This is a genomic window from Streptomyces sp. NPDC059832 (assembly GCF_042731715.1).
Lineage (GTDB): Bacteria > Actinomycetota > Actinomycetes > Streptomycetales > Streptomycetaceae > Streptomyces.
This window is the reverse complement of the sequence record NZ_JBHWIY010000024.1, coordinates 116,448-135,139: the sequence shown is the minus strand read 5'-3', so window position 1 is coordinate 135,139 and position 18,692 is coordinate 116,448. Positions and strand designations below refer to the sequence as shown.

Below are 18,692 nucleotides of genomic sequence, written 5' to 3'. Positions count from 1 at the left end.
TCAGCCGAAGGCCGCCCGCATGTACGGCAGTTACTAGTCTGAGTGATCAAGTACGAGGACTCGTTCGGACCGCGAGGTTAAAGATCAAGTTAGGGTCTTTCGTTTGGATCGGGCCGGATCGGGGAGCGGGGTCCGGTGCCGTGCATCGCAGGGCGGAGGAGGGAGGCGACGCGGAGCGTCGGCGACCGACGACAACGCGGCGAGGCGCGGTGCCGGGGCACGCGAGCCCGGCATGATCCGAACGAGAGACCCTAGTCCCGCTGGAGTCCCCGCATGCGGCCGTACGCGTACACGCACCCCGCGAGCGCCAGGTCCGACAGCAGCATGAAGCCGATCGAGTACGAGCCCTTCGCGCTGTAGATCGCCCCCATCACCAGCGGCGGCACGAAGCCGCCCAGCCCGCCCATCGCGCCGACGATCCCGGTCACGCTGCCCACCTTCGCCTGCGGCGTCACCTGCGAGACCAGGGCGAAGACGCTGCCGCTCGCGGTGCCCAGGCCCGCCGCCATGCAGAGCAGCGCGATCGTGCCGCCCGGGGCCAGCGGCGGGTCGAAGGCCTGGACGATCGCCATCAGGGCGGCCAGGCCGAGCGCCGCCGCCGTGACCACGGCCGGGTGGACGCGGTCCGAGAGCCAGCCGCCGATCGGCCGGAAGACGACCGTGACCAGGGCGAACCCGGCGGCCTTCGTGCCGGCGTCGGTGGGCGACAGGTCGTACCAGGTCTTCAGATACGTGGGGAGATAGACGCCGAACGCGACGATTCCGCCGAAGCCGATCGCGTACAGCGCGGACAGCTCCCAGGTGACCCGCAGCCGTCCGGCGTCGGCCAGCCGGTGGGCCAGCGAGTCGGTCGGCACCGGGCGGCCCGGCCGGTCGGTGACCAGCACGGCGGCCAGCGCCGCGTACACCACGAGCGCCGCCGCGACCACCAGGTACGGCAGGTTGTCGCCGTGGCCGGCGATGCGCGGGGTGAAGTACCCGGACAGGGCGACCCCGCCCATCCCCATGCCGAACACCCCGAGCGCCAGGCCCCGCTTGGCGGGCGGGAACCACGAGTTGACCAGCGGGATACCGATCGCGAACGTGGTACCGCCCAGGCCCAGCAGAAAACCCACCGCGAGCATCGTGCCGTAGGAGTCCCTCGCCGGGATCAGCAGCAGCACGGGCACGATGGTGAGCGCCGAGACCAGCGGGAACATCAGCCGTGCGCCGTACTTGTCGGTGAGCGCGCCCGCCGGGATCCGGCCCAGCGAACCGACCAGCACCGGCACCGCCACCAGCAGCGACTGCTCGAACGAGCTCAGCCCCAGCCGCTCCTTGTAGGCCCCGGACAGCGGCGCGATCAGATTCCAGGCCCAGAAGGTGAGCCCGAAACCGATCGTGGCCATCACAAGGTTGCGGCAGGCGGCCGAGGACGGCCTGTCGACCGTGGTGGGGGACTGTTCGACAGCTGTATCCACCCCTTCAGTCAAGGGCGGGCGCAGGCCCTGGGCCTGCCGGAATGCGCCAAGCGGGTCCACGCGTCCGGTGGCCGAGAGCGGGGGAGGGGTATCGCCGAGCGCGACTTGCCCAGTCACGAACCGGACAAAGCTGCGACAATCGCAGTATGGACCGTCTCGACAGAGAAATCCTCGGCGTCCTCCAGGAGGATGCCCGGATCTCGTACCGCGATCTGGGCGTACGGGTCGGGCTCAGCGCCAACGCGGCGGCCGACCGGGTACGCCGACTGCGCCGCGACGGTGTCATCCGCGGCTTCACCGTGATCATCGATCCGGCCGCCGACACCCGTACCGGCCTGGTCGTCTTCATCGATGTGACGCTGCGGATCGATACGACGAACGAGGTGTTCGAGCGGGCCGTGCTCGCCCTGCCCGGCATCACCGAAGTGGTCCATGTGACCGGCGGCCACGACTATCTCGTACGGGCCACCGTCGCCGACACCGCGGCCCTGGACGGCCTGCTGCGCAGGCTCAAACGGGAGGCGGGGGTCGCCCACTCCAACACCCGGGTCGCGCTCAGAGCGGCGCCTGCCAGGTGACGGTGGACGGGCGCGAGCCGTTCTCCTCGCGCCCGTCGTCGGCGACCGTCAGCCGTACCGCGGCCCGCCCGTCCGGCAGCTCGGCCGTCGCGTCCACCTCCACCTCGATCGCCGACACCCCGGTCCGCCGGTGCGCGGACGCGAGGGCGCTCCGCAGCGCGGCGAGCAGCTGCCGGTCCACGGGGTCCCGGACCAGTGCGTCGACCGCCCCGGTGAAGTGCACCGACGGCGGGAAGCCGAGTACGGCGGCGGCGCCCCCGGTCTCCCGCAGCACCCGGCCGCGGAAGGTGGCGGGGGCCTCGGCGGGTGGCTGCTGAAGGGCGAAGATCGCCGTCCGGACCTCCTGGATGGTGGAGTCCAGTTCGTCGACGGCCCTGCCCAGCAGCTCGTCCGTCTCCGGGGCGGCGGCCCGGCGGCGGGTCGACTCCAGCATCATCTCGGTCGCGAACAGCCGCTGGACCACGAGGTCGTGCAGATCGCGGGCGATCCGGTCCCGGTCCTCGTACACCGCGAGCTGTTCCCGGTCGTGCCGGGCGTCCGCCAGGACCAGCGCGAGCGCGGCCTGCGAGGCGAACTGCGTGGCCAGCAGCCGGTCCACGGCCGTGTACGGGCGGTCGCCGCGCCGCCGGGGCAGGGCGAGGGTGCCGATCAGACGCCCGCCGCTCTGCAACGGCAGCATCATGCTGGGGCCGAACCGGGACCGCACATGCGTCGTCATCCGCGGGTCGGTCGCCGAGTCCTCGATGAACACCGGTTCTCCGCCAAGCAGTTGGACCAGTACCGCGGAGCCGGGCTCGATCGCCGTACCGATGATCCCGGCCGGGTCGTCGAGCGTGGACGCGGTGACGATCTCCATCCCGCCCGCCTCGTTCGGCTGGAGGATGACCCCGGCGCAGGCGTCGGCGAGCGTTCTGGCCCGTTCGGCGACGGTCGTCAACGCGTCGGCCGCGCTCTCGCCGGTCAGCAGCGCGGTGGTGACGGCGGCCGCCCCCTCGATCCAGCGCTCCCGCTGCCGGGCCGCCGCGTACAGCCGGGCGTTGGCGATGGCGATGCCGGCCTGCGCGGCCAGCGCCCTCAGCACCGCCGCGTCCGAGTCGGTGAAGCCGCCGGTGTGCTTCCCGGTGAGGCAGAGGTTGCCGAAGGCCTGGTCGTGGCCCTGGATCGGCGCCGCGAGGAAGGGGCGCGTCGGCGGATGGCCGGGCGGTACTCGGCCCGCCCGGGGGCCGGCGGCCGGCTCGTCGGGGTGCGACGGCTCCGGCTCGTCGGCGAGGACGCCGGGCATCCCCGGGTGTCCGTCCGGGAGCCGGCCGATCCGCTGCCGCTCGGTGTCGTCGAGCCCCGAGGTGTACAGCTCGCCGATGGTGCCGTGCTCCGGGTCGAGCATGCCGAGCGCGCCGTACCGGGCCCCGGTCAGCGCCGTAGCGGTGTCCACGATCTGCTGGAGCATGGCCCGCAGTTCGAGATCGGAACCGATGCCGAGCACCGCTTCCAGGAGCATCGACAGCGGGGGCTTCTCCGGGACGGGGGCCGCGGCGGCGGCCTTCTCGCCGGACGGCCCGGCGGCCGTGTCCGTCGTGTCGTCGGTCATACACCGCACCCCCGGGGTGCTCAGCAGGCGAGCGGGTCGAGGACCAACGGCTCGATCTTTCCGTCCAGCATGGCACCGAGCCCCAGCACCGCGCAGACGTCCGGACGTTCCGCGATGTGCACCTGCATGCCCGTCGCGTCCCGCAGCATCTGGTCGAGACCGGGCAGCAGCGCGCTCCCGCCGACCATCATGATCCCGCAGTCCACGAGGTCGGCCACCAGGTCGGGCGGGCAGTCGCGCAGGATCGCGCCGAGCCCGTCCAGGACCGCGGTCAGCGGGGCGTGGATGGCCTGGCGCACGGCGGCGGTGTCGACCCGCGCCGAGCGGGCCAGACCGGTCGCCACGTCACGGCCGTGGATCTCGGTCGTGGCGGGCCCCTGCGCGGTCAGACCGCTGCCGCTGAGCGCCAGTTGCAGCGGGCGCACGGACTGGCTCGGCAGCATCAGCGCATGGTGCTGGCGCAGATACTGGATCACCGCGTGGTCGATGGCGTCGCCGCCGATCGGGATGCGTACGGCGCTCACGATCGAACCGAGCGAGAGCACCGCGATCTGGGTGGTCGCGGCCCCGCACACCATGATCATGGTGGCGGTCGGCTGCTCGACCGGCAGCCCGCAGCCGACGGCCGCCGCGATCAGGGTGTCGACCAGTTCGACCCGCCGGGCACCGATCCCGACCAGCGTCTCGACGGCGGCCCGCTGGGCGAGCGGATCGCTGTCGTGCGGGGTGCAGGCGGCGGCCCGCAGCCGGGGCTTGCGGCGCAGCTGGCGGCGGAGCTTCTCGCCGAGCAGATGGCGGAGCATGCGCTGGGCCATCTCGATGTCGATGACGGTTCCGCCGGTGACCGGGCGGGCCACCCGGATGTAGTCGGGGGTGCGGCCCGTCATCTGTTCGGCGAGCGCGCCGACGGCGATGAGCGACCCGGTACGCGTGTTCACCGCGGCGACGCTCGGCTCGTCGACGACGAGCCCGAGGCCCTTGACGTACACGCGGGTCCGGGCGGCCCCGAGGTCGACGGCGACATGGCAACGGCGCAACTGCTCAAGACTGACGGTCACGGCAGGGTCTCCCGAGTGCGCGGACGGTGGTACCGGCGGGCAGCCGGCTCTCTCGCATACTGCGCCGTTCGAAGGCGTGGCGCGCGTCGGGATGAGCCGTAGGAGGTACGCGGCTGACGGGCCGGCAGAAGAGGGCGGCGCGCGGGAATCAGCCCGGCAGCAGCCGCTGGAACAGTCCCCAGGTGAACTCGGCGACGTACGGCTCGCCCGTTCCCGGCGCGGTGATCGCGAGCGCCCAGCGGGTCGGCGCACTGCCTTCCATCGGGCGGGCCGGCGGGAAGGCCCGCGCGACCTCGTCGACCGTGCCCGACCAGGGGCGCAGATCCTCGACCGCGCGCAGCTCGGGTACCGGCGCCCCCGGCGCCCGGACCAGCCACTCGTTCCACACCGCGCCGCCCGGCGCGACCATCACCTCGAACCGGAGATCCGGCCAGAGCGGCACCGGCCATCGCAGCGCGTCGCACTCCAGGTCGCCGATCGTGCGGCGTACGGACGACACGGGTTCGCCGAGCACCGAACGGTAGCGGCGCAGCGCGCCCCGTCCGCCGGGCGCCCGCACCATGGCCTGCCAGCGGCGGTTGGCCTCGCGCATCTCGGCGAGCGAGGCGCTCAGCTCGTGCCGGGCGTCCTCGACGAGACCGGGCTGGTGGTCGGCCATCCGGCGCAGCAGGACGAGCTGGAACTCACGGGGGCCGAAGGGCGCGGGCGCGGTCATGGATCCCACGCTTCCACACCCCGGGTCCAGGGCCTATCCGGCGGACGGGCCCGGCTCGCCCAGCATCCGGCGCAGCAGGTCCCGCAGCATCGTCCGGTCCCCCTCCGACAGCTCGGCCAGCGGCTCCCGCGCGAAGGTGAGTGAATCGCGCAGCTGCCGCGCCGTCCGGGTGCCCAGCTCCGTCGGCGCGGCCAGCTTCACCCGGCGGTCGGCCGGATCCGGCCTGCGCTCCACCAGGCCGCGCGTCTCCAGCCGGTCGACGATGCCGGTGACGTTCGACGGCTCGCACTTCAGCTTCTGGGCGATCTTGCGCATGGGCATCGGCTCCAGGGCGAGCAGCCCGAGCACCCTCGCCTGCGCACCGGTGAGCGAGTGGGCTGCCGCCGCCTCGTCGTACTCCTCGTAGTAGCGCGCCACGACGGTACCGATGAGCTCGACGACTTCGAGGGTCAGAGGGTCTGTGCGGGTGGTGGCCATGACACCCAGGATAGCCGGTTGCTTGACAAGGTGAAATATTCAGGAGCATGGTTGTTTCACTACATGAAGCATTTCGCTTCCCCGGTGCGGCCCCGACCGCCCCGGTCGGAGCTTCCCCCACCCCGTAGGACATCGAGGAGAACCCGAGCCCATGTCTGCAGCACTTCCCACGTCCGGCCGTGAATGGCACCTCGTCGCCCGCCCCCACGGCTGGCCGAAGGCCGAGGACTTCGCGCTGCGTGAGGCCCCGGTCACCGCTCCCCGCGAGGGCCGTGTCCTCGTCCGCAACCTGCACTTCTCGGTCGACCCGTACATGCGCGGCCGGATGAACGACGTGAAGTCGTACACCCCGCCGTTCAAGCTCGACCACCCCATGGACGGCGGAGCGGTCGGCGAGGTCATCGCCTCGAACGCCGAGGGCATCGCGGTCGGCGACCACGTCCTGCACGGCCTCGGCTGGCGCGAGTACGCCGAGGTCCCGGCCGAGCACGCCGTGAAGGTCGACGCGTCGATCGCCCCGCTCTCCGCCTACCTCGGCGTGCTCGGCATGACCGGGCTCACCGCCTACGCGGGCCTCTTCGACGTCGCCTCCTTCAAGGAGGGCGACGCCGTCTTCGTCTCCGGCGCGGCCGGTGCGGTCGGCAGCCAGGTCGGCCAGATGGCGAGGATCAAGGGCGCCTCGCGGGTCATCGGCTCGGCCGGTTCCGACGAGAAGGTCAAGCTCCTCGTCGAGGAGTACGGCTTCGACGCGGCCTTCAACTACCACGACGGCCCGGTGGTGGAGCAGCTGCGCGCGGCGGCCCCCGACGGCATCGACGTCTACTTCGACAACGTCGGCGGCGAGCACCTCGAAGCGGCGATCTCCTCGCTCAATCTGCACGGCCGCGTCACCGTCTGCGGAATGATCGCCCAGTACAACGCCACCGAGCCGGCCCCCGGCCCGCGCAACCTCGCCCTCGTCATCGGCAAGCGGCTGCGCATCCAGGGCATGCTCGTCGGCGATCACGCCGCGCTCCAGCCGCAGTTCGTCCAGGACGTCGCCGGCTGGCTGGCCTCGGGCGAGCTGAAGTACCGCGAGACCTTCGTCGAGGGCATCGAGAACGGCTTCGACGCCTTCCTCGGTCTGCTGCGCGGCGAGAACACCGGAAAGATGATCGTCTCCCTCGCCTGACCGCCGCCCCGGCGCACCCGTTAGGCTCATCCACAGGCCGTCGCGATCGTGGGCGCGAGTCGCGGCGCACAGCAGGAGGAATCCTCAGCATGACCATTCAGGACATAACCGTTGCCTACACCGCCGTCGCCACCGCCGAGAACGGCCGTGACGGCCGCGTCTCGTCCGACGACGGCAACCTCGACGTCATCGTCAACCCGCCGAAGGCCATGGGCGGAAGCGGCGCGGGCACCAACCCCGAGCAGCTCTTCGCGGCCGGCTACAGCGCCTGCTTCCAGGGCGCGCTGGGCGTGGTGGCCCGTCAGGAGAAGGCGGACATCTCCGGCTCCACGGTGACCGCCGAGGTCTCCATCGGCAAGACGGCCGAGGGCGGCTTCGGCCTGGAGGTGGCGATCAGCGCCACCATCCCGAACGTCGACACCGCCACCGCGCAGTCGCTCGTCGAGAAGGCCCACCAGGTGTGCCCGTACTCGAACGCCACGCGAGGCAACATCAAGGTCGAGCTGTCGGTCGCCTGACCGCCTTGCTCGCAGCGGACCGAGGGCCGCACCCCACGGAGGGGTGCGGCCCTCGGCCGTGTCCGCGAGAACCACCCGTCCGGCGGCGCTCTTCCCCACCAGTACGCTGACGCCATGCGTGATCTAGGGGCGGGCTTCGGCTACTTGATAAAGGGACAGCGCTGGGTCGGCCGGCACGGACGGTGGTTCGGCATCGGGCTGCTGCCCGGACTCATCACCCTCGTCCTGTACGCGGCGGCGCTCGTCGGTCTCGGCTACGGCGCCGACGACCTGGTGGACCGGGCGACCCCGTTCGCCGACGACTGGTCCTCGCCCTGGCTCGGCCTGCTCCGCACCACCCTGACCGTGCTGGTCTTCGGCCTCGGACTCTTCCTCGCCGTGATCACGTTCACCGCCGTGACGCTGCTGGTCGGCCAGCCCTTCTACGAGTCGCTCTCCGAGCAGGTCGACCGCACGGAGGGCGGCGAGGTCCCCGAGTCCGGGCTGCCGCTCTGGCGGGAGCTGTGGATCTCCGCCCGCGACAGCATCCGCATCCTGGTGCGGGTGGGGCTCTACGCGGTGCTGCTCTTCGCCCTCGGGTTCATCCCGGTGCTCGGCCAGACCGTCGTCCCCGTGCTCGGCTTCTGCGTCACCGGCTACTTCCTCGCCGAGGAGCTCACCGCCGTCGCGCTCCAGCGCCGCGGCATGGTCCTGAAGGACCGGCTCGCCCTGCTGCGCGGCCGGCGCCTGCTGACCCTCGGCTTCGGCGTGCCGCTGGGGCTCGCCTTCCTGGTCCCGTTCGTCGCCGTGTTCCTGATGCCGGGCGCCGTCGCCGGAGCCACCCTGCTGGCGCGCGACCTGGTGGCGCCCGAGGACGAGGACGAGGACCCGGCGCCCGCCCCGTACACGCTCGACAAGGACTGAGGAGACCAGCCGCCCATGACCGAGCTCGTCGCCGTCGCCGTCATCACCGTCCTCGCCGTCATCAGCCCGGGTGCGGACTTCGCGATGGTCGTCCGCAACAGCTACCTCTACGGCCGTACGACGGGGCTCATGGCCGCCGCCGGAGTGGCCGCGGGCGTGCTCGTCCACGTCACGTACACGATGCTCGGCGTCGGGCTGCTGATCGCCTCGTCGACCGCCCTGTTCACCGCGATCAAGCTGGTCGGCGCGGCCTACCTCGTCTACATCGGGGTCCGGACCTTCTTCGCCCGCGGCGATGTCGACGTCGATCTGGAGTCCAAGCCGCAGCTGACCCGGCTCGGGGCCCTGCGCACCGGTTTCCTCACCAACGCGCTGAACCCCAAGACCACGCTCTTCGTCGTGTCGACCTTCACCCAGGTCGTCGGGCCGGAGACCGGTGTGTGGCAGCAGGCCGGCTACGGGCTGTTCATGTCCGCCGCCCATTTCGGCTGGTTCGGCCTGGTCGCGCTGTTCTTCTCGAACTCGCGCCTGCGCACCTCGATGCTGAAGTGGCAGAAGGCCCTCAACCGGGGCATCGGTTCGGTGCTCGTCGGGCTGGGCGTCACCCTGGGCCTGTCCCACTGAGCGACGCCCGCCGGACCCCGGTCAGCTGCTGTGCACCTCCAGCGCCGACCTGACCGCCGACTCCAACGCCCCCTCGATCCAGGCCGGCTTGATCGAGGTGTGGTCGCCGGCGAAGTGCAGCGGCCCCTCGACCGAGCGCACATGGGCGAAGAGTTCGGTGTGCTGGCCCGGCAGCAGCACCGACGCCTCGCCGTACGCGTACGGGTCGCGCATCCACGACTGGGTGGCACCGGCGCCCGTGTAGAAGACCTCGACGCGCTGCCCGTACACGTCCTGCACCCCGCCCAGGGCGTGCGGGTAGCGCTGGTCGTCCTCCAGCGAGTCCCACTTCAGCGCGTCGTCGGCCCAGCTGTACGAGGCGAGGACGACGCCGCCCGCGCTGCCCTCGATCGGGTGGGAGGGCTGGAACATGAAGCGGTTGGCGTTGTCGGTGACCGATCCGCCGCCGATGACATGCGCCGCCTCGGGCTGGTTGCGCGCGGTGGCCCGGTACGCCGCGTAGTGCACGCGCTGGTTGGGCGGGAGGTGGCCGGACGGTACGGAGGGGTGGGCGCCCAGCAGTGAACCGTCGGCCGGTGCCCTGCCCAGCCGGTAGGCGTCGTACAGACCGGGCTTGATCCGCTCCAGCTCGGTCTTCCAGTCCTTCTCCTCGAACTCCCACCAGCGGCGGCTGAATTCGAGCAGCACCTTGGTCGCCGCGTCGTAGTGGATCTCGGTGATCGCGCGCCGCTTGCCGTACGAGAGCGCGGGCGCGACGGGGATGTGGCGCAGCCCGGAGAACGGCACGGTGATGATCGCCCGGTCGCCGCGGAAGGTCTGGCGCACCAGCGGCTTGCCGTCGCGGCCCTCGGAGATCGTCTCGACCTCGACGTGGTCGGTGCCGTGACTGATCCTGGTGGCCCGGCGGTCCAGCCGCACCACGTCCTTGACCCGCTCGTACATCGCGTCGGCAAGGGTGCCCGTGCCGCCCGGCAGCTCGAAGAACGCGGTGTCCGGGCTGATCAGGGAGGCCCCGATGAAGCTGTGCACAAAGGCGAGATGGAGCCGGGACGTGAGGTTCTCGACCGTGCCGATGAGGTCGATGGTGCGCTCGTCGAGCTTGGCCGCCTCGGTCAGGAAGCGGAACATCGACCAGTGCCCGTACCGCTGGATGACCCGTGCCCAGCCCTCGACGAGCTCCCGGCCCTCCTTGCCCTCGAACTCCTGCCGCACGGGCTTGAAGGCGTCCCGCACGATCGACGCGGCGGTCTTGTTCTCGAACTCGGCGGGGACCCCGAACGAGCGGTTGATCGCCTGGGGCTTCTGCGCGTAGTCGGCCTTGCGCATCCGGATGCCGTTGACATGGATCCAGGTGCGGTTGGCGGGCCGGCCCTCGGCGTCGACGTCCACCAGGTAGAAGCGGCGGCGCTTCAGGCCGAAGCCATCCATGAGGCCGGTGACCAGCGGATGGCTGTCGGGGATGCGCATCGCGCCGGCCTCGGCGTTCTGCTTCGGGTCCGCGAACGGCGCCTTCGCCTTCTCGTGGCCGCCCTTGCGGAAGGTCTTGATCCGGCCGCCGACGCGGTTGCCGTTGGCCTCGATGACGGTGACGGTGTGCCCGGCGCTGCGGAGCAGATGGGCGGCGGTGAGCCCGGCCGGGCCGGCGCCGACGATCAGCACCTTCTTGGGGCTCTTGCGGCTGCGCGGCAGGCCCTTGGACAGCAGGATGTCGCGGTAGTGGGGGACCAGCGGCTGATCCTGTTCGTCGCGTACGAGGATGGCGCGGGCGACGTTCAGGCAGGTGTTCCAGTCCGAGCCGGTGGCCGCGGGAGCCAACGCGGTGCCGGCTGCGGCGGGGGAGCCGGTGGCACCGGGCGCGGCGGCGCTCGCGGTGCCGGTCGCGGCCGAGACGGCAAGGGCGGCGGCACCGGCGGTGGCGCCCGTGATCAGGGTGCGGCGGGAGGGCAGGCCGGGGGAGGTTCCGGCGGGCTCGGTAGTCATGCGGCAACCCTGGGGCGCCCCGAAGGGTGCCTTGCGCCCGGACGCGCGTAGACCGGCCCGGAATCACCCGCAGGTGGCGCTCATCGATCAGGTTCTGCCTTGCGTCGCCGCAGGCCATGTCATGATTGCGGGTTCTTTGCAGCCCCCGGTCCCGGCGGCTGCAACAGCGCCAGGAAATCCCCGAACGCCGCGGGCATGTCCACCGAATCCGGGTCCAGCAGCCACTGGTACTGGAGCCCGTCCAGCACCGCCACGAGCAGCGGCGCCGCGCGTTCCGGAGTCAGCCCGCCCGGCAGCCGTTCGCCGTACTCCGCGCGCAGTATCGCCGCCATGCTCGACCGGACCTGGGTGTAGCGGTGCGTGAAGAACTCCCGCGCCGGATGTCCCTCCGTCACGCTCTCGCCGAGCAGGGCCGAGAACGTCTGGACGATGCCGGGCCGCATCGCGTTGTACTCCACCAGCGAGGCCAGCAGCTCGATCCGCCAGACGCCGTCGCTCCGGGTGCCGCCGCCGGTGTCCCACTGGTCGCGCTCCGCCAGCACGGCGACGAGCAGCGCCTCCTTGGTCGGGAAGTAGTGCAGGAGCCCCTGCTGGCTGAGACCGACCCGCTCGGCGACCGCGCTCAGCGAGGCGCCGCGGTAGCCGCGCTCGGCGATCACTTCGAGCGTGGCCCGGACGATCTCCGCCCGCCGCTCCGTACTCCTGGCCCGCACCATCGCCCCGGCCCCTTTCGGCGCTCCATCGGTCCTGCACTGGGGACCGTACGCCATCCGAATGTCACGGAGTGGTAACGAAACCTACTGATCTACCTGTGGCGGAGTCAGTATGGAGGCATTCAGTCCAGGTTCCGACGAGGAGGTACGGCCGTGGCAGGCGCGTCCACACCCACCAACCCCGATGCGGCCCGCGAGGCCGCGGTCGACGCGGCGCTCGCCGCACTCGGGCTCGACGACAAGGCGCGGCTGCTGGCCGGCCAGGACATGTGGTCGCTGCCCGCGCTCCCCGCCGTCGGGCTGCGCTCACTGGTGATGTCCGACGGGCCGATCGGGGTCCGGGGCGTCGCCTGGAGCGCCGACGACCCGTCCGTCGCCCTGCCCTCGCCCACCGCGCTGGCCGCGACCTGGGACCCGGCCCTGGCCCGCCGGGTCGGCCGGCTGCTGGCCCAGGAGGCCCACCGCAAGGGGGTGCACGTCCTTCTCGCCCCGACCGTGAACCTCCACCGGTCCCCGCTCGGCGGGCGCCACTTCGAGACGTACAGCGAGGACCCGTACCTCACCGGCGAGATCGGCACCGGCTATGTGCTCGGCGTCCAGGACGGCGGGGTCGGCACGACCGTCAAGCACTTCGTCGCCAACGACGCCGAGACCGACCGCTTCACCGTCGACAACATCGTCGCCCCGCGCACCCTGCGCGAGATCTACCTCGCCCCGTTCGAACGGATCGTCAAGAACGCCCACCCGTGGGGCATCATGGCCGCCTACAACCAGGTCAACGGCGCCACCATGACCGAGCACCACTACCTGCAGAACGCGGTGCTGCGCGGCGAATGGGGCTTCGACGGCTACATCGTCTCCGACTGGCTGGCCGCCCGCTCCACCGTCGCCGCCGTCAACGGCGGGCTCGACGTCGCGATGCCCGGCCCCAAGACCGTCTACGGCAAGGCGCTCGCCGACGCCGTGCGGGCCGGTGAGGTCGAGGAGTCCGTCGTCGACGGCGCCGTACGCAACGTGCTGCGGCTGGCCGCCCGCGTCGGCGTCCTGGACGGCGCACCCCCCGTCGTCGACGAGGCGGGCCGCCCCGATGCCGTCGACGGCGACGCCCTGGCCCGCGAGATCGCCCGCCGCTCCTTCGTGCTCGTACGCAACGAACGCGCCGCCCTCCCCATCGACCCGGCGGCCGTCCGCAGGGTCGCGGTCAGCGGGGCGCTCGCCCGGGACGCCCGGGTCCTGGGCGGCGGCTCCGCCCAGGTCTTCCCGCCCCACGTCGTCAGCCCGCTCGACGGCCTCCTCGCCGCCCTCCCCGAGGGCGTCGTCGACTTCCGCGTCGGCGCCGACCCCAACACCGAACTCACCCCTGCCGAGAAGGGCTTCGAGCTCAGGGCCGTCTGCTACGACGAGACCGGCACCGTCATCGGCTCCGCACCGCTGCGGGGCGGCACCCTCCAGTGGATCGGCGACGACTTCCCCGAGGGAGTCACCCGCGCGACGCTGCACAGCGTCGAGATCACCGGTACCTTCGTCCCGCGCGACAGCGGCGAGCACGTCTTCGGCACCCGCGGCACCGGGGCGCTCACCCTCACCGTCGCGGGCGAGACCCTGTACGACGGGATCCACCGCGTCACCGGCTCCGACGACCCCGGCGAGGCCTTCTTCGGCAACCCGCTGGAGCGCGGCCGGATCACGCTCACCGCGGGCGAGCCCGTCCAGGTCTCGCTGCGGCAGGTCCCCGAGACCCTGGGCGACGACGCGCCGATCCCCGGCGTCTCGTTCGCCTTCTGCCACCTCGGCCCGCGCCGCGACCCGCAGGAGCTGATCGCCGAGGCCGTCGAGGCGGCCCGCGCCGCGGACACCGCGATCGTCGTCGTCGGCACCACCGAGCGCGTCGAGTCCGAGGGCTTCGACCGCACCGACCTCAGGCTCCCCGGCCACCAGGACGACCTCGTCCGGGCCGTCGCCGCCGCCAACCCGGACACCGTCGTGATCGTCAACTCCGGTTCCCCGGTGGAGCTCCCGTGGCGCGACGAGGTCGCGGCCGTGCTGCTCGGCTGGTTCCCCGGCCAGGAGGCCGGCCACGCCCTCGCGGACGTCCTGCTCGGCGCCGGGGAGCCGGGCGGGCGCCTCCCCACCACCTGGCCGGCCGCGCTCGCCGACGTCCCGGTCTCGAACACCGCCCCCACCGACGGCGAACTCCACTACGACGAGGGCGTCTTCGTCGGCTACCGGGCCTGGGAGAAGGCCGGCACCGCGCCCGCGTACCCCTTCGGCCACGGACTCGGCTACACCACCTGGGAGTACGAGAGCCTGACGGCCGGCCCGGACTCCGCCACCGTCCGCGTCCGCAACACCGGCACCCGGCCGGGCGCCGAGACCGTCCAGATCTACCTCGCGCCCCGCGACGACACCGCCGAACGCCCGGTCCGCTGGCTGGCCGGTTTCGCCCGCGTCGAGGCGGCGCCCGGCGAGAGCGCCGAGACGGTGATCGCGCTGGAGCGGCGCGGGTACGAGATCTGGGACGAGGAGGCGTACGACTGGGTCCTGGTCCCCGGCAGGTACGAGGTGCAGGCGGCCCGCTCGCTCGGCGACGTACGCCTGACGGCCACCGTGGACATCAAGGAGTAGCGGCCGGACGGCAGGGGGACGGGAGCCTACCCGTCCCCCTGCCGCGCCGTCAGCGCACCGTGAATCCGTACACCGTCGCCGAGACGAACTCCTCGCCCGGCCGCAGCACCGTGCTCGGGAACGCGGGCCGGTTCGGGGAGTCGGGGAAGTGCTGGGTCTCCAGGGCGATCCCGGCGCACGGGCCGAACGGCCGCCCGTCGAAGTGGTCCGCCGTGTACAGCTGGAGCCCCGGCTCCGTCGTGGTCACGGTCAGCACGCGCCCCGAGGCCGCGTCGTACAGCTCGGCCGCCGGGCCCGTTCCCGCCCCGTCCAGCACGAAGTTGTGGTCGTAGCCCGCGCCGACCGGCCCCGGCTCACGGAAGTCGAACCGGGTCCCGTCCACCGGCAGGAACTCGCCCGTGGGCAGCGACTCGGCGTCCGCCGGAGTGATCCGCCCGGCCGCGATCCGCAGCACCTGCCCGAGCGCGCTGGCGCTGTCGTCGCCCGCGAGGTTCCAGTACGTGTGATTCGTCAGGTTCAGCACCGTCGGCGCGTCGGTCGTCGCCCGGTACGCGATCCGCAGCGCCCCGCCCTCGTCCAGGGTGTAGGCCGCCGACACCGCGAGACGGCCCGGGAAGCCCTCCTCGCCGTCCTCGGAGACCAGCGAGAGCTCGACACCGTCCGCCACCTCCCGCGCCCGCCACACGCGCTTGTCGAAGCCCCGGGCCCCGCCGTGCACCTGGTTGCGCCCCTCGTTCCGCGTCAACCGGTGCGTACGCCCGTCCAGCTCGAACCGGGCACCGCCGATCCGGTTCGCGTACCGCCCGACCAGCGCGCCGAAGTACGGGCCGGAGAACGTTTCGTACCCGGCGAGGTCCGGCAGCCCGAGCGCGACACCCGCCCGCACCCCGTCCCGGTCCGGCACCTCGACCGACTGCACGATGCCGCCGTACGTCAGTACGCGCACGCGCGTACCGTCCCGTTCCAGCGTCCAGCGGTGCACGGGGGTGCCGTCCGCGAGGGTGCCGAAGTCTTCCGTACGTATCGCCGTTCCCGAACCAGTGACCATGATCACGGACCCTACGCCGGAGGCCGGGCGGCGGTGACATTGCGGTACGCGATCTCCGCCAGCCTCGCCTGCCCGTCGCGCCCCGGATGGAACCAGTCCCACTGGCTGAGCTGCCTGCCGGTGAACGGGTAGTCGAAGACCGCCCCGCCGTCGTAACGGCAGCGCAGGTCCTTCGCACAGACCTCCCGGAGCACCTTGTTGTACGCCACGACCCGGTCCTGCACCGACGCGCGCCGGGCCGCCGCCTGCGCGCCCATGTCGTCCGCGTCGCCCAGCATCGACCGGCAGATCCCCAGCTTCCAGATCTGCTTGCCCAGCGCGTTGCCGCGCCCCGTCGACCAGAGCCGCTTGAGATCCGGCACGCTCGACACATACACCTGCGCCTTGGGCGCCCCGGCCCGCAGCTGACGCATCGACGCCTCGAACGATGCGCGGAAATCAGCCACCGGCGTCATGTACCGCGCGGAGTCCCGGCAGGCGTCATTGGCGCCGATCATCACCGTCACCAGATCGGGTTTCTCCTTCGCGGCCAGCGCCATCTGCTCCGGCAGCTGCGCGACCCTGGCCCCCGTCTCGGCGTGGTTCCAGCTGTGCGAGGCGGCCCCCGACTCACCGAGCAGCCGCACGGCGAGGCTGCGCACCCCGCTGTCCGTGCCGGTCGCCCAGGACACTTCCGGGCAGTCCGCCAGCACCGAACAGGCGTCGAAACCGCGGGTGATGGAGTCGCCGACGGCGGCCACCGAATCCGGCTCGCGGTCCCAGACCGGGCCGGGCCGGGCGGACGGCTGCGCCGCCGCCCCCTTCGTCGTCCCCTCCTGGCCGGAGTCGCACCCGGTCAGAGCGGCCGTGCCGAGCAGTGAGACCGCCGCCAGGACAGCGGCCGCGGTACGCGAACGGTGGCGGGCGGAACGATCCTGCATCCCTTGGTCCCCTCGGTTATGCCCCCGGCAACCCCTGGTGGCACCGGTCGGAAGGCCCGGCCGCCCTGGCGGGTGAAAGCTGAGCGAATGATGGGCCCGGGACCGACCGTACGTCACACCTGGGCCCCCGCCGCGCGGTAGCTTTTCCTCGTCGAACCAGCGGCGCTTTCCACCCGCCCGGCTCCACTCGGGTGGCTTTCGGGAAATCACATCACGTCACATACTTCCCCTTTTCAGGAGTTTCACCCCGATGCTGTTTACTGATGACAACCTCGGGATCCGGCCGAGAAGAGACGGTACGGGCGCGAGGCCGCTGGGGAAGGCGAACTTCGTCCCACACTGGAGGTCCCGGTGACGACACGTGGAGTTCTGTACGTTCACTCCGCACCGCGCGCGCTCTGCCCCCATGTCGAGTGGGCGGTGGGCGGTGTCCTCGGTGTGCGGGTCCAACTGGACTGGATCAGACAGCCTGCCGCGCCCGGCACCTGGCGGTCCGAGTTCTCCTGGCAGGCCCGCCCCGGCACGGCGTCCAAGCTGGCCTCCGCGCTGCGGGGCTGGGACCTGCTGCGCTTCGAGGTGACGGCGGAGCCGAGCCCCACGTCGGAGGGCGAGCGCTACAGCTCCACGCCCGGCCTCGGCATCTTCCACGCCGTCACCGGCATGCACGGCGACATCCTGGTGCCCGAGGACCGGCTGCGGGCGGCGCTGGCCCGGTCGGTGCGGGGCGAGACCGACCTGGAGGCCGAGATCGCCAAACTGCTCGGCAAGCCGTGGGACGACGAGCTGGAGTCCTTCCGCCACGCGGGCGAGGGCGCGCCGGTGCGCTGGCTGCACCAGGTGGTGTGACCTTCGCGAATCGGGGGCGCTGCCCCCGTACCCCCGCTTCTCAATCGCTGGAGGGGCCTGATCTTGCCGGGGCGGAGCCCCGGCTCGGGAAGCGGCCGGAACGCCCCATGTGACGGACGATGCCGCCTCCCCACGCAGGGGAAGGCGGCATCGTCGTACCGGAACCGCGGACCGCGGGTCAGACGCTACGGAACGCCAGCACCACGTTGTGCCCGCCGAATCCGAACGAGTTGTTGATCGCGGCGATCGAACCCTCCGGCAGCGGCCGAGGCTTGTCGCGCACGATGTCCGCCTCCACGGCCTCGTCGAGGTGCTCCACGTTGATCGTCGGCGGAGCCATCCGGTGGTACAGCGCCAGGACCGTCGCGACGGTCTCGATGCCGCCCGCGCCACCGAGGAGATGACCGGTCATCGACTTCGTCGCGGAGATCGCGACATGGTCGAGGTCGTCACCGAGGACCTTGCGCAGAGCCTTCAGCTCCGCGACGTCGCCCTGCGGCGTCGACGTGGCGTGCGCGTTGAGGTGCACGACCTCGGACGCCTTGAGGTCCGTCTGGTCCAGCAGGTTCTGCATCGCGGCGGCGATGCCGCGCCCGGTCGGCTCCGGCTGCGCGATGTGGTGGGCGTCCGCGGACAGGCCCTGGCCCAGCACCTCGCAGTAGATCTTGGCGCCACGCGAGGCGGCGTGCTCCGCGGACTCCAGGACGACGACCCCGGCGCCCTCGCCGAGGACGAAGCCGTCCCGGCCGGTGTCGTACGGACGGGAGGCCTTCTCGGGCTCCTCGTTGTTCTTGGACATCGCCATCATGTTGGCGAACGCGGCGATCGGCAGCGGGTGGATCGCCGCCTCGGTGCCACCGGCGAGGACCACATCGGCGCGGCCGGTGCGGATCATCTCGACGGCGTACCCGATCGCCTCGGCGCCCGAGGCGCAGGCGGAGACCGGGGTGTGGACACCGGCCTGGGCGTTGACCTCCAGGCCGACGTTGGCCGCCGGGCCGTTGGGCATGAGCATGGGCACGGTGTGCGGGGAGACGCGGCGTACGCCCTTCTCCTTGAGCACGTCGTACTGGTCGAGCAGGGTGATCACGCCACCGATACCGGAGGCGATGACCGAGCCCAGCCGCTCGGGCTGGATCTTCTCGTCCTCACCGGCCTTGCCGGTGAAACCGGCGTCCGCCCAGGCCTCACGGGCCGCGATCAGCGCGAACTGCGCCGAGCGGTCCAGCTTGCGGGCGAGCGGGCGGGGCAGGACGTCGCCCGGGTCGACGGCCGCGAGGGCGGCGATCCGGACGGGCAGTTCGGCGAAACGTTCGCCCTCGAGAGGCTTGATGCCGGAACGACCGGCCATCAGACCTTCCCAGGTCGACGCCGTGTCGCCACCCAGCGGAGTGGTTGCGCCGATACCGGTGACGACCACGGTGCGATTGGTCGAGTTCACTGGAAAATCTTCTCCACGTGTAGAGGG

General features: G+C 72.0%; 17 protein-coding genes. 7 read left to right on the top strand and 10 right to left on the bottom strand.

Features of this window, described 5'->3' with window-relative positions; all coding sequences use genetic code 11:
- Positions 1–251: 251 nt before the first annotated feature.
- Entirely contained in the window at positions 252–1,460 is a 1,209-nt protein-coding gene (locus ACFV8T_RS32415) for a nitrate/nitrite transporter (RefSeq protein WP_385334546.1), read from the bottom strand.
- A 146-nt stretch (positions 1,461–1,606) separates the two neighbouring features.
- Here ACFV8T_RS32415 and ACFV8T_RS32410 point away from each other — a divergent pair, with 146 nt between their 5' ends.
- Positions 1,607–2,038 (top strand): Lrp/AsnC family transcriptional regulator, encoded by a 432-nt coding sequence (locus tag ACFV8T_RS32410; RefSeq protein WP_385334544.1) that lies wholly within the window; start codon positions 1,607–1,609, stop codon positions 2,036–2,038.
- Here ACFV8T_RS32410 and ACFV8T_RS32405 read toward each other — a convergent pair.
- The 4 genes from ACFV8T_RS32405 to ACFV8T_RS32390 all read right to left on the bottom strand — a co-directional run bounded on the left by ACFV8T_RS32405 (position 2,016) and on the right by ACFV8T_RS32390 (position 5,876).
- Positions 2,016–3,536, bottom strand: a complete 1,521-nt coding sequence (locus ACFV8T_RS32405) for a GAF domain-containing protein (protein WP_385334566.1) — start codon at positions 3,534–3,536, stop codon at positions 2,016–2,018. The genes ACFV8T_RS32410 and ACFV8T_RS32405 overlap by 23 nt on opposite strands.
- 110 nt (positions 3,537–3,646) lie before the next feature.
- On the bottom strand, positions 3,647–4,684 hold the full coding sequence (locus ACFV8T_RS32400; RefSeq protein ID WP_385334542.1) for a rod shape-determining protein: 1,038 nt from the start codon (positions 4,682–4,684) through the stop codon (positions 3,647–3,649).
- A 148-nt stretch (positions 4,685–4,832) separates the two neighbouring features.
- Entirely contained in the window at positions 4,833–5,399 is a 567-nt protein-coding gene (locus ACFV8T_RS32395) for a hypothetical protein (protein ID WP_385334540.1), read from the bottom strand.
- A 33-nt stretch (positions 5,400–5,432) separates the two neighbouring features.
- Positions 5,433–5,876 carry a MarR family winged helix-turn-helix transcriptional regulator gene (locus tag ACFV8T_RS32390; protein WP_385334538.1) on the bottom strand — a complete coding sequence of 148 codons (444 nt, stop codon included), beginning with the start codon at positions 5,874–5,876 and terminating at the stop codon, positions 5,433–5,435.
- A gap of 151 nt (positions 5,877–6,027) precedes the next feature.
- Between ACFV8T_RS32390 and ACFV8T_RS32385 the strand changes: the two genes are divergently transcribed.
- The 4 genes from ACFV8T_RS32385 (at position 6,028) to ACFV8T_RS32370 (ending at position 9,092) form a co-directional block, all read left to right on the top strand.
- On the top strand, positions 6,028–7,047 hold the full coding sequence (locus ACFV8T_RS32385) for an NADP-dependent oxidoreductase (protein ID WP_385334536.1): 1,020 nt from the start codon (positions 6,028–6,030) through the stop codon (positions 7,045–7,047).
- An 89-nt stretch (positions 7,048–7,136) separates the two neighbouring features.
- A complete protein-coding gene (locus ACFV8T_RS32380) occupies positions 7,137–7,565 on the top strand; it encodes an organic hydroperoxide resistance protein (protein ID WP_266419559.1) in 429 nt (142 codons plus the stop codon).
- Positions 7,566–7,679: 114 nt separating this feature from the next.
- Positions 7,680–8,468, top strand: a complete 789-nt coding sequence (locus ACFV8T_RS32375; protein WP_385334534.1) for an EI24 domain-containing protein — start codon at positions 7,680–7,682, stop codon at positions 8,466–8,468.
- A gap of 15 nt (positions 8,469–8,483) precedes the next feature.
- Complete coding sequence (locus ACFV8T_RS32370) at positions 8,484–9,092, top strand: LysE family translocator (protein WP_385334532.1); 609 nt, start codon at positions 8,484–8,486, stop codon at positions 9,090–9,092.
- Between the two features lie 21 nt (positions 9,093–9,113).
- Here ACFV8T_RS32370 and ACFV8T_RS32365 read toward each other — a convergent pair whose 3' ends face one another.
- A complete protein-coding gene (locus tag ACFV8T_RS32365) occupies positions 9,114–11,072 on the bottom strand; it encodes a flavin monoamine oxidase family protein (protein WP_385334530.1) in 1,959 nt (652 codons plus the stop codon).
- Positions 11,073–11,191: 119 nt separating this feature from the next.
- The gene (locus ACFV8T_RS32360) at positions 11,192–11,788 is read right to left on the bottom strand and encodes a TetR/AcrR family transcriptional regulator (RefSeq protein WP_385334528.1); all 597 of its coding nucleotides are present in this window, start codon (positions 11,786–11,788) and stop codon (positions 11,192–11,194) included.
- A gap of 150 nt (positions 11,789–11,938) precedes the next feature.
- Between ACFV8T_RS32360 and ACFV8T_RS32355 the strand changes: the two genes are divergently transcribed.
- A complete protein-coding gene (locus ACFV8T_RS32355) occupies positions 11,939–14,410 on the top strand; it encodes a glycoside hydrolase family 3 protein (protein ID WP_385334526.1) in 2,472 nt (823 codons plus the stop codon).
- Between the two features lie 49 nt (positions 14,411–14,459).
- Here the strand turns inward: ACFV8T_RS32355 and ACFV8T_RS32350 are convergent, their stop codons facing one another.
- Both ACFV8T_RS32350 and ACFV8T_RS32345 read right to left on the bottom strand, forming a co-directional pair.
- Positions 14,460–15,458 carry an aldose epimerase family protein gene (locus tag ACFV8T_RS32350; RefSeq protein WP_385334524.1) on the bottom strand — a complete coding sequence of 333 codons (999 nt, stop codon included), beginning with the start codon at positions 15,456–15,458 and terminating at the stop codon, positions 14,460–14,462.
- A gap of 11 nt (positions 15,459–15,469) precedes the next feature.
- Positions 15,470–16,378: an SGNH/GDSL hydrolase family protein gene (locus ACFV8T_RS32345; protein WP_385334522.1), complete on the bottom strand. Its 909-nt coding sequence runs from the start codon at positions 16,376–16,378 to the stop codon at positions 15,470–15,472.
- 351 nt (positions 16,379–16,729) lie between these two features.
- Between ACFV8T_RS32345 and ACFV8T_RS32340 the strand changes: the two genes are divergently transcribed.
- Positions 16,730–17,224 (top strand): DUF3145 domain-containing protein, encoded by a 495-nt coding sequence (locus ACFV8T_RS32340; protein ID WP_356477923.1) that lies wholly within the window; start codon positions 16,730–16,732, stop codon positions 17,222–17,224.
- A 178-nt stretch (positions 17,225–17,402) separates the two neighbouring features.
- Here ACFV8T_RS32340 and fabF read toward each other — a convergent pair whose 3' ends face one another.
- On the bottom strand, positions 17,403–18,665 hold the full coding sequence (gene fabF / locus ACFV8T_RS32335; RefSeq protein ID WP_385334520.1) for a beta-ketoacyl-ACP synthase II: 1,263 nt from the start codon (positions 18,663–18,665) through the stop codon (positions 17,403–17,405).
- Positions 18,666–18,692 lie beyond the last annotated feature (27 nt).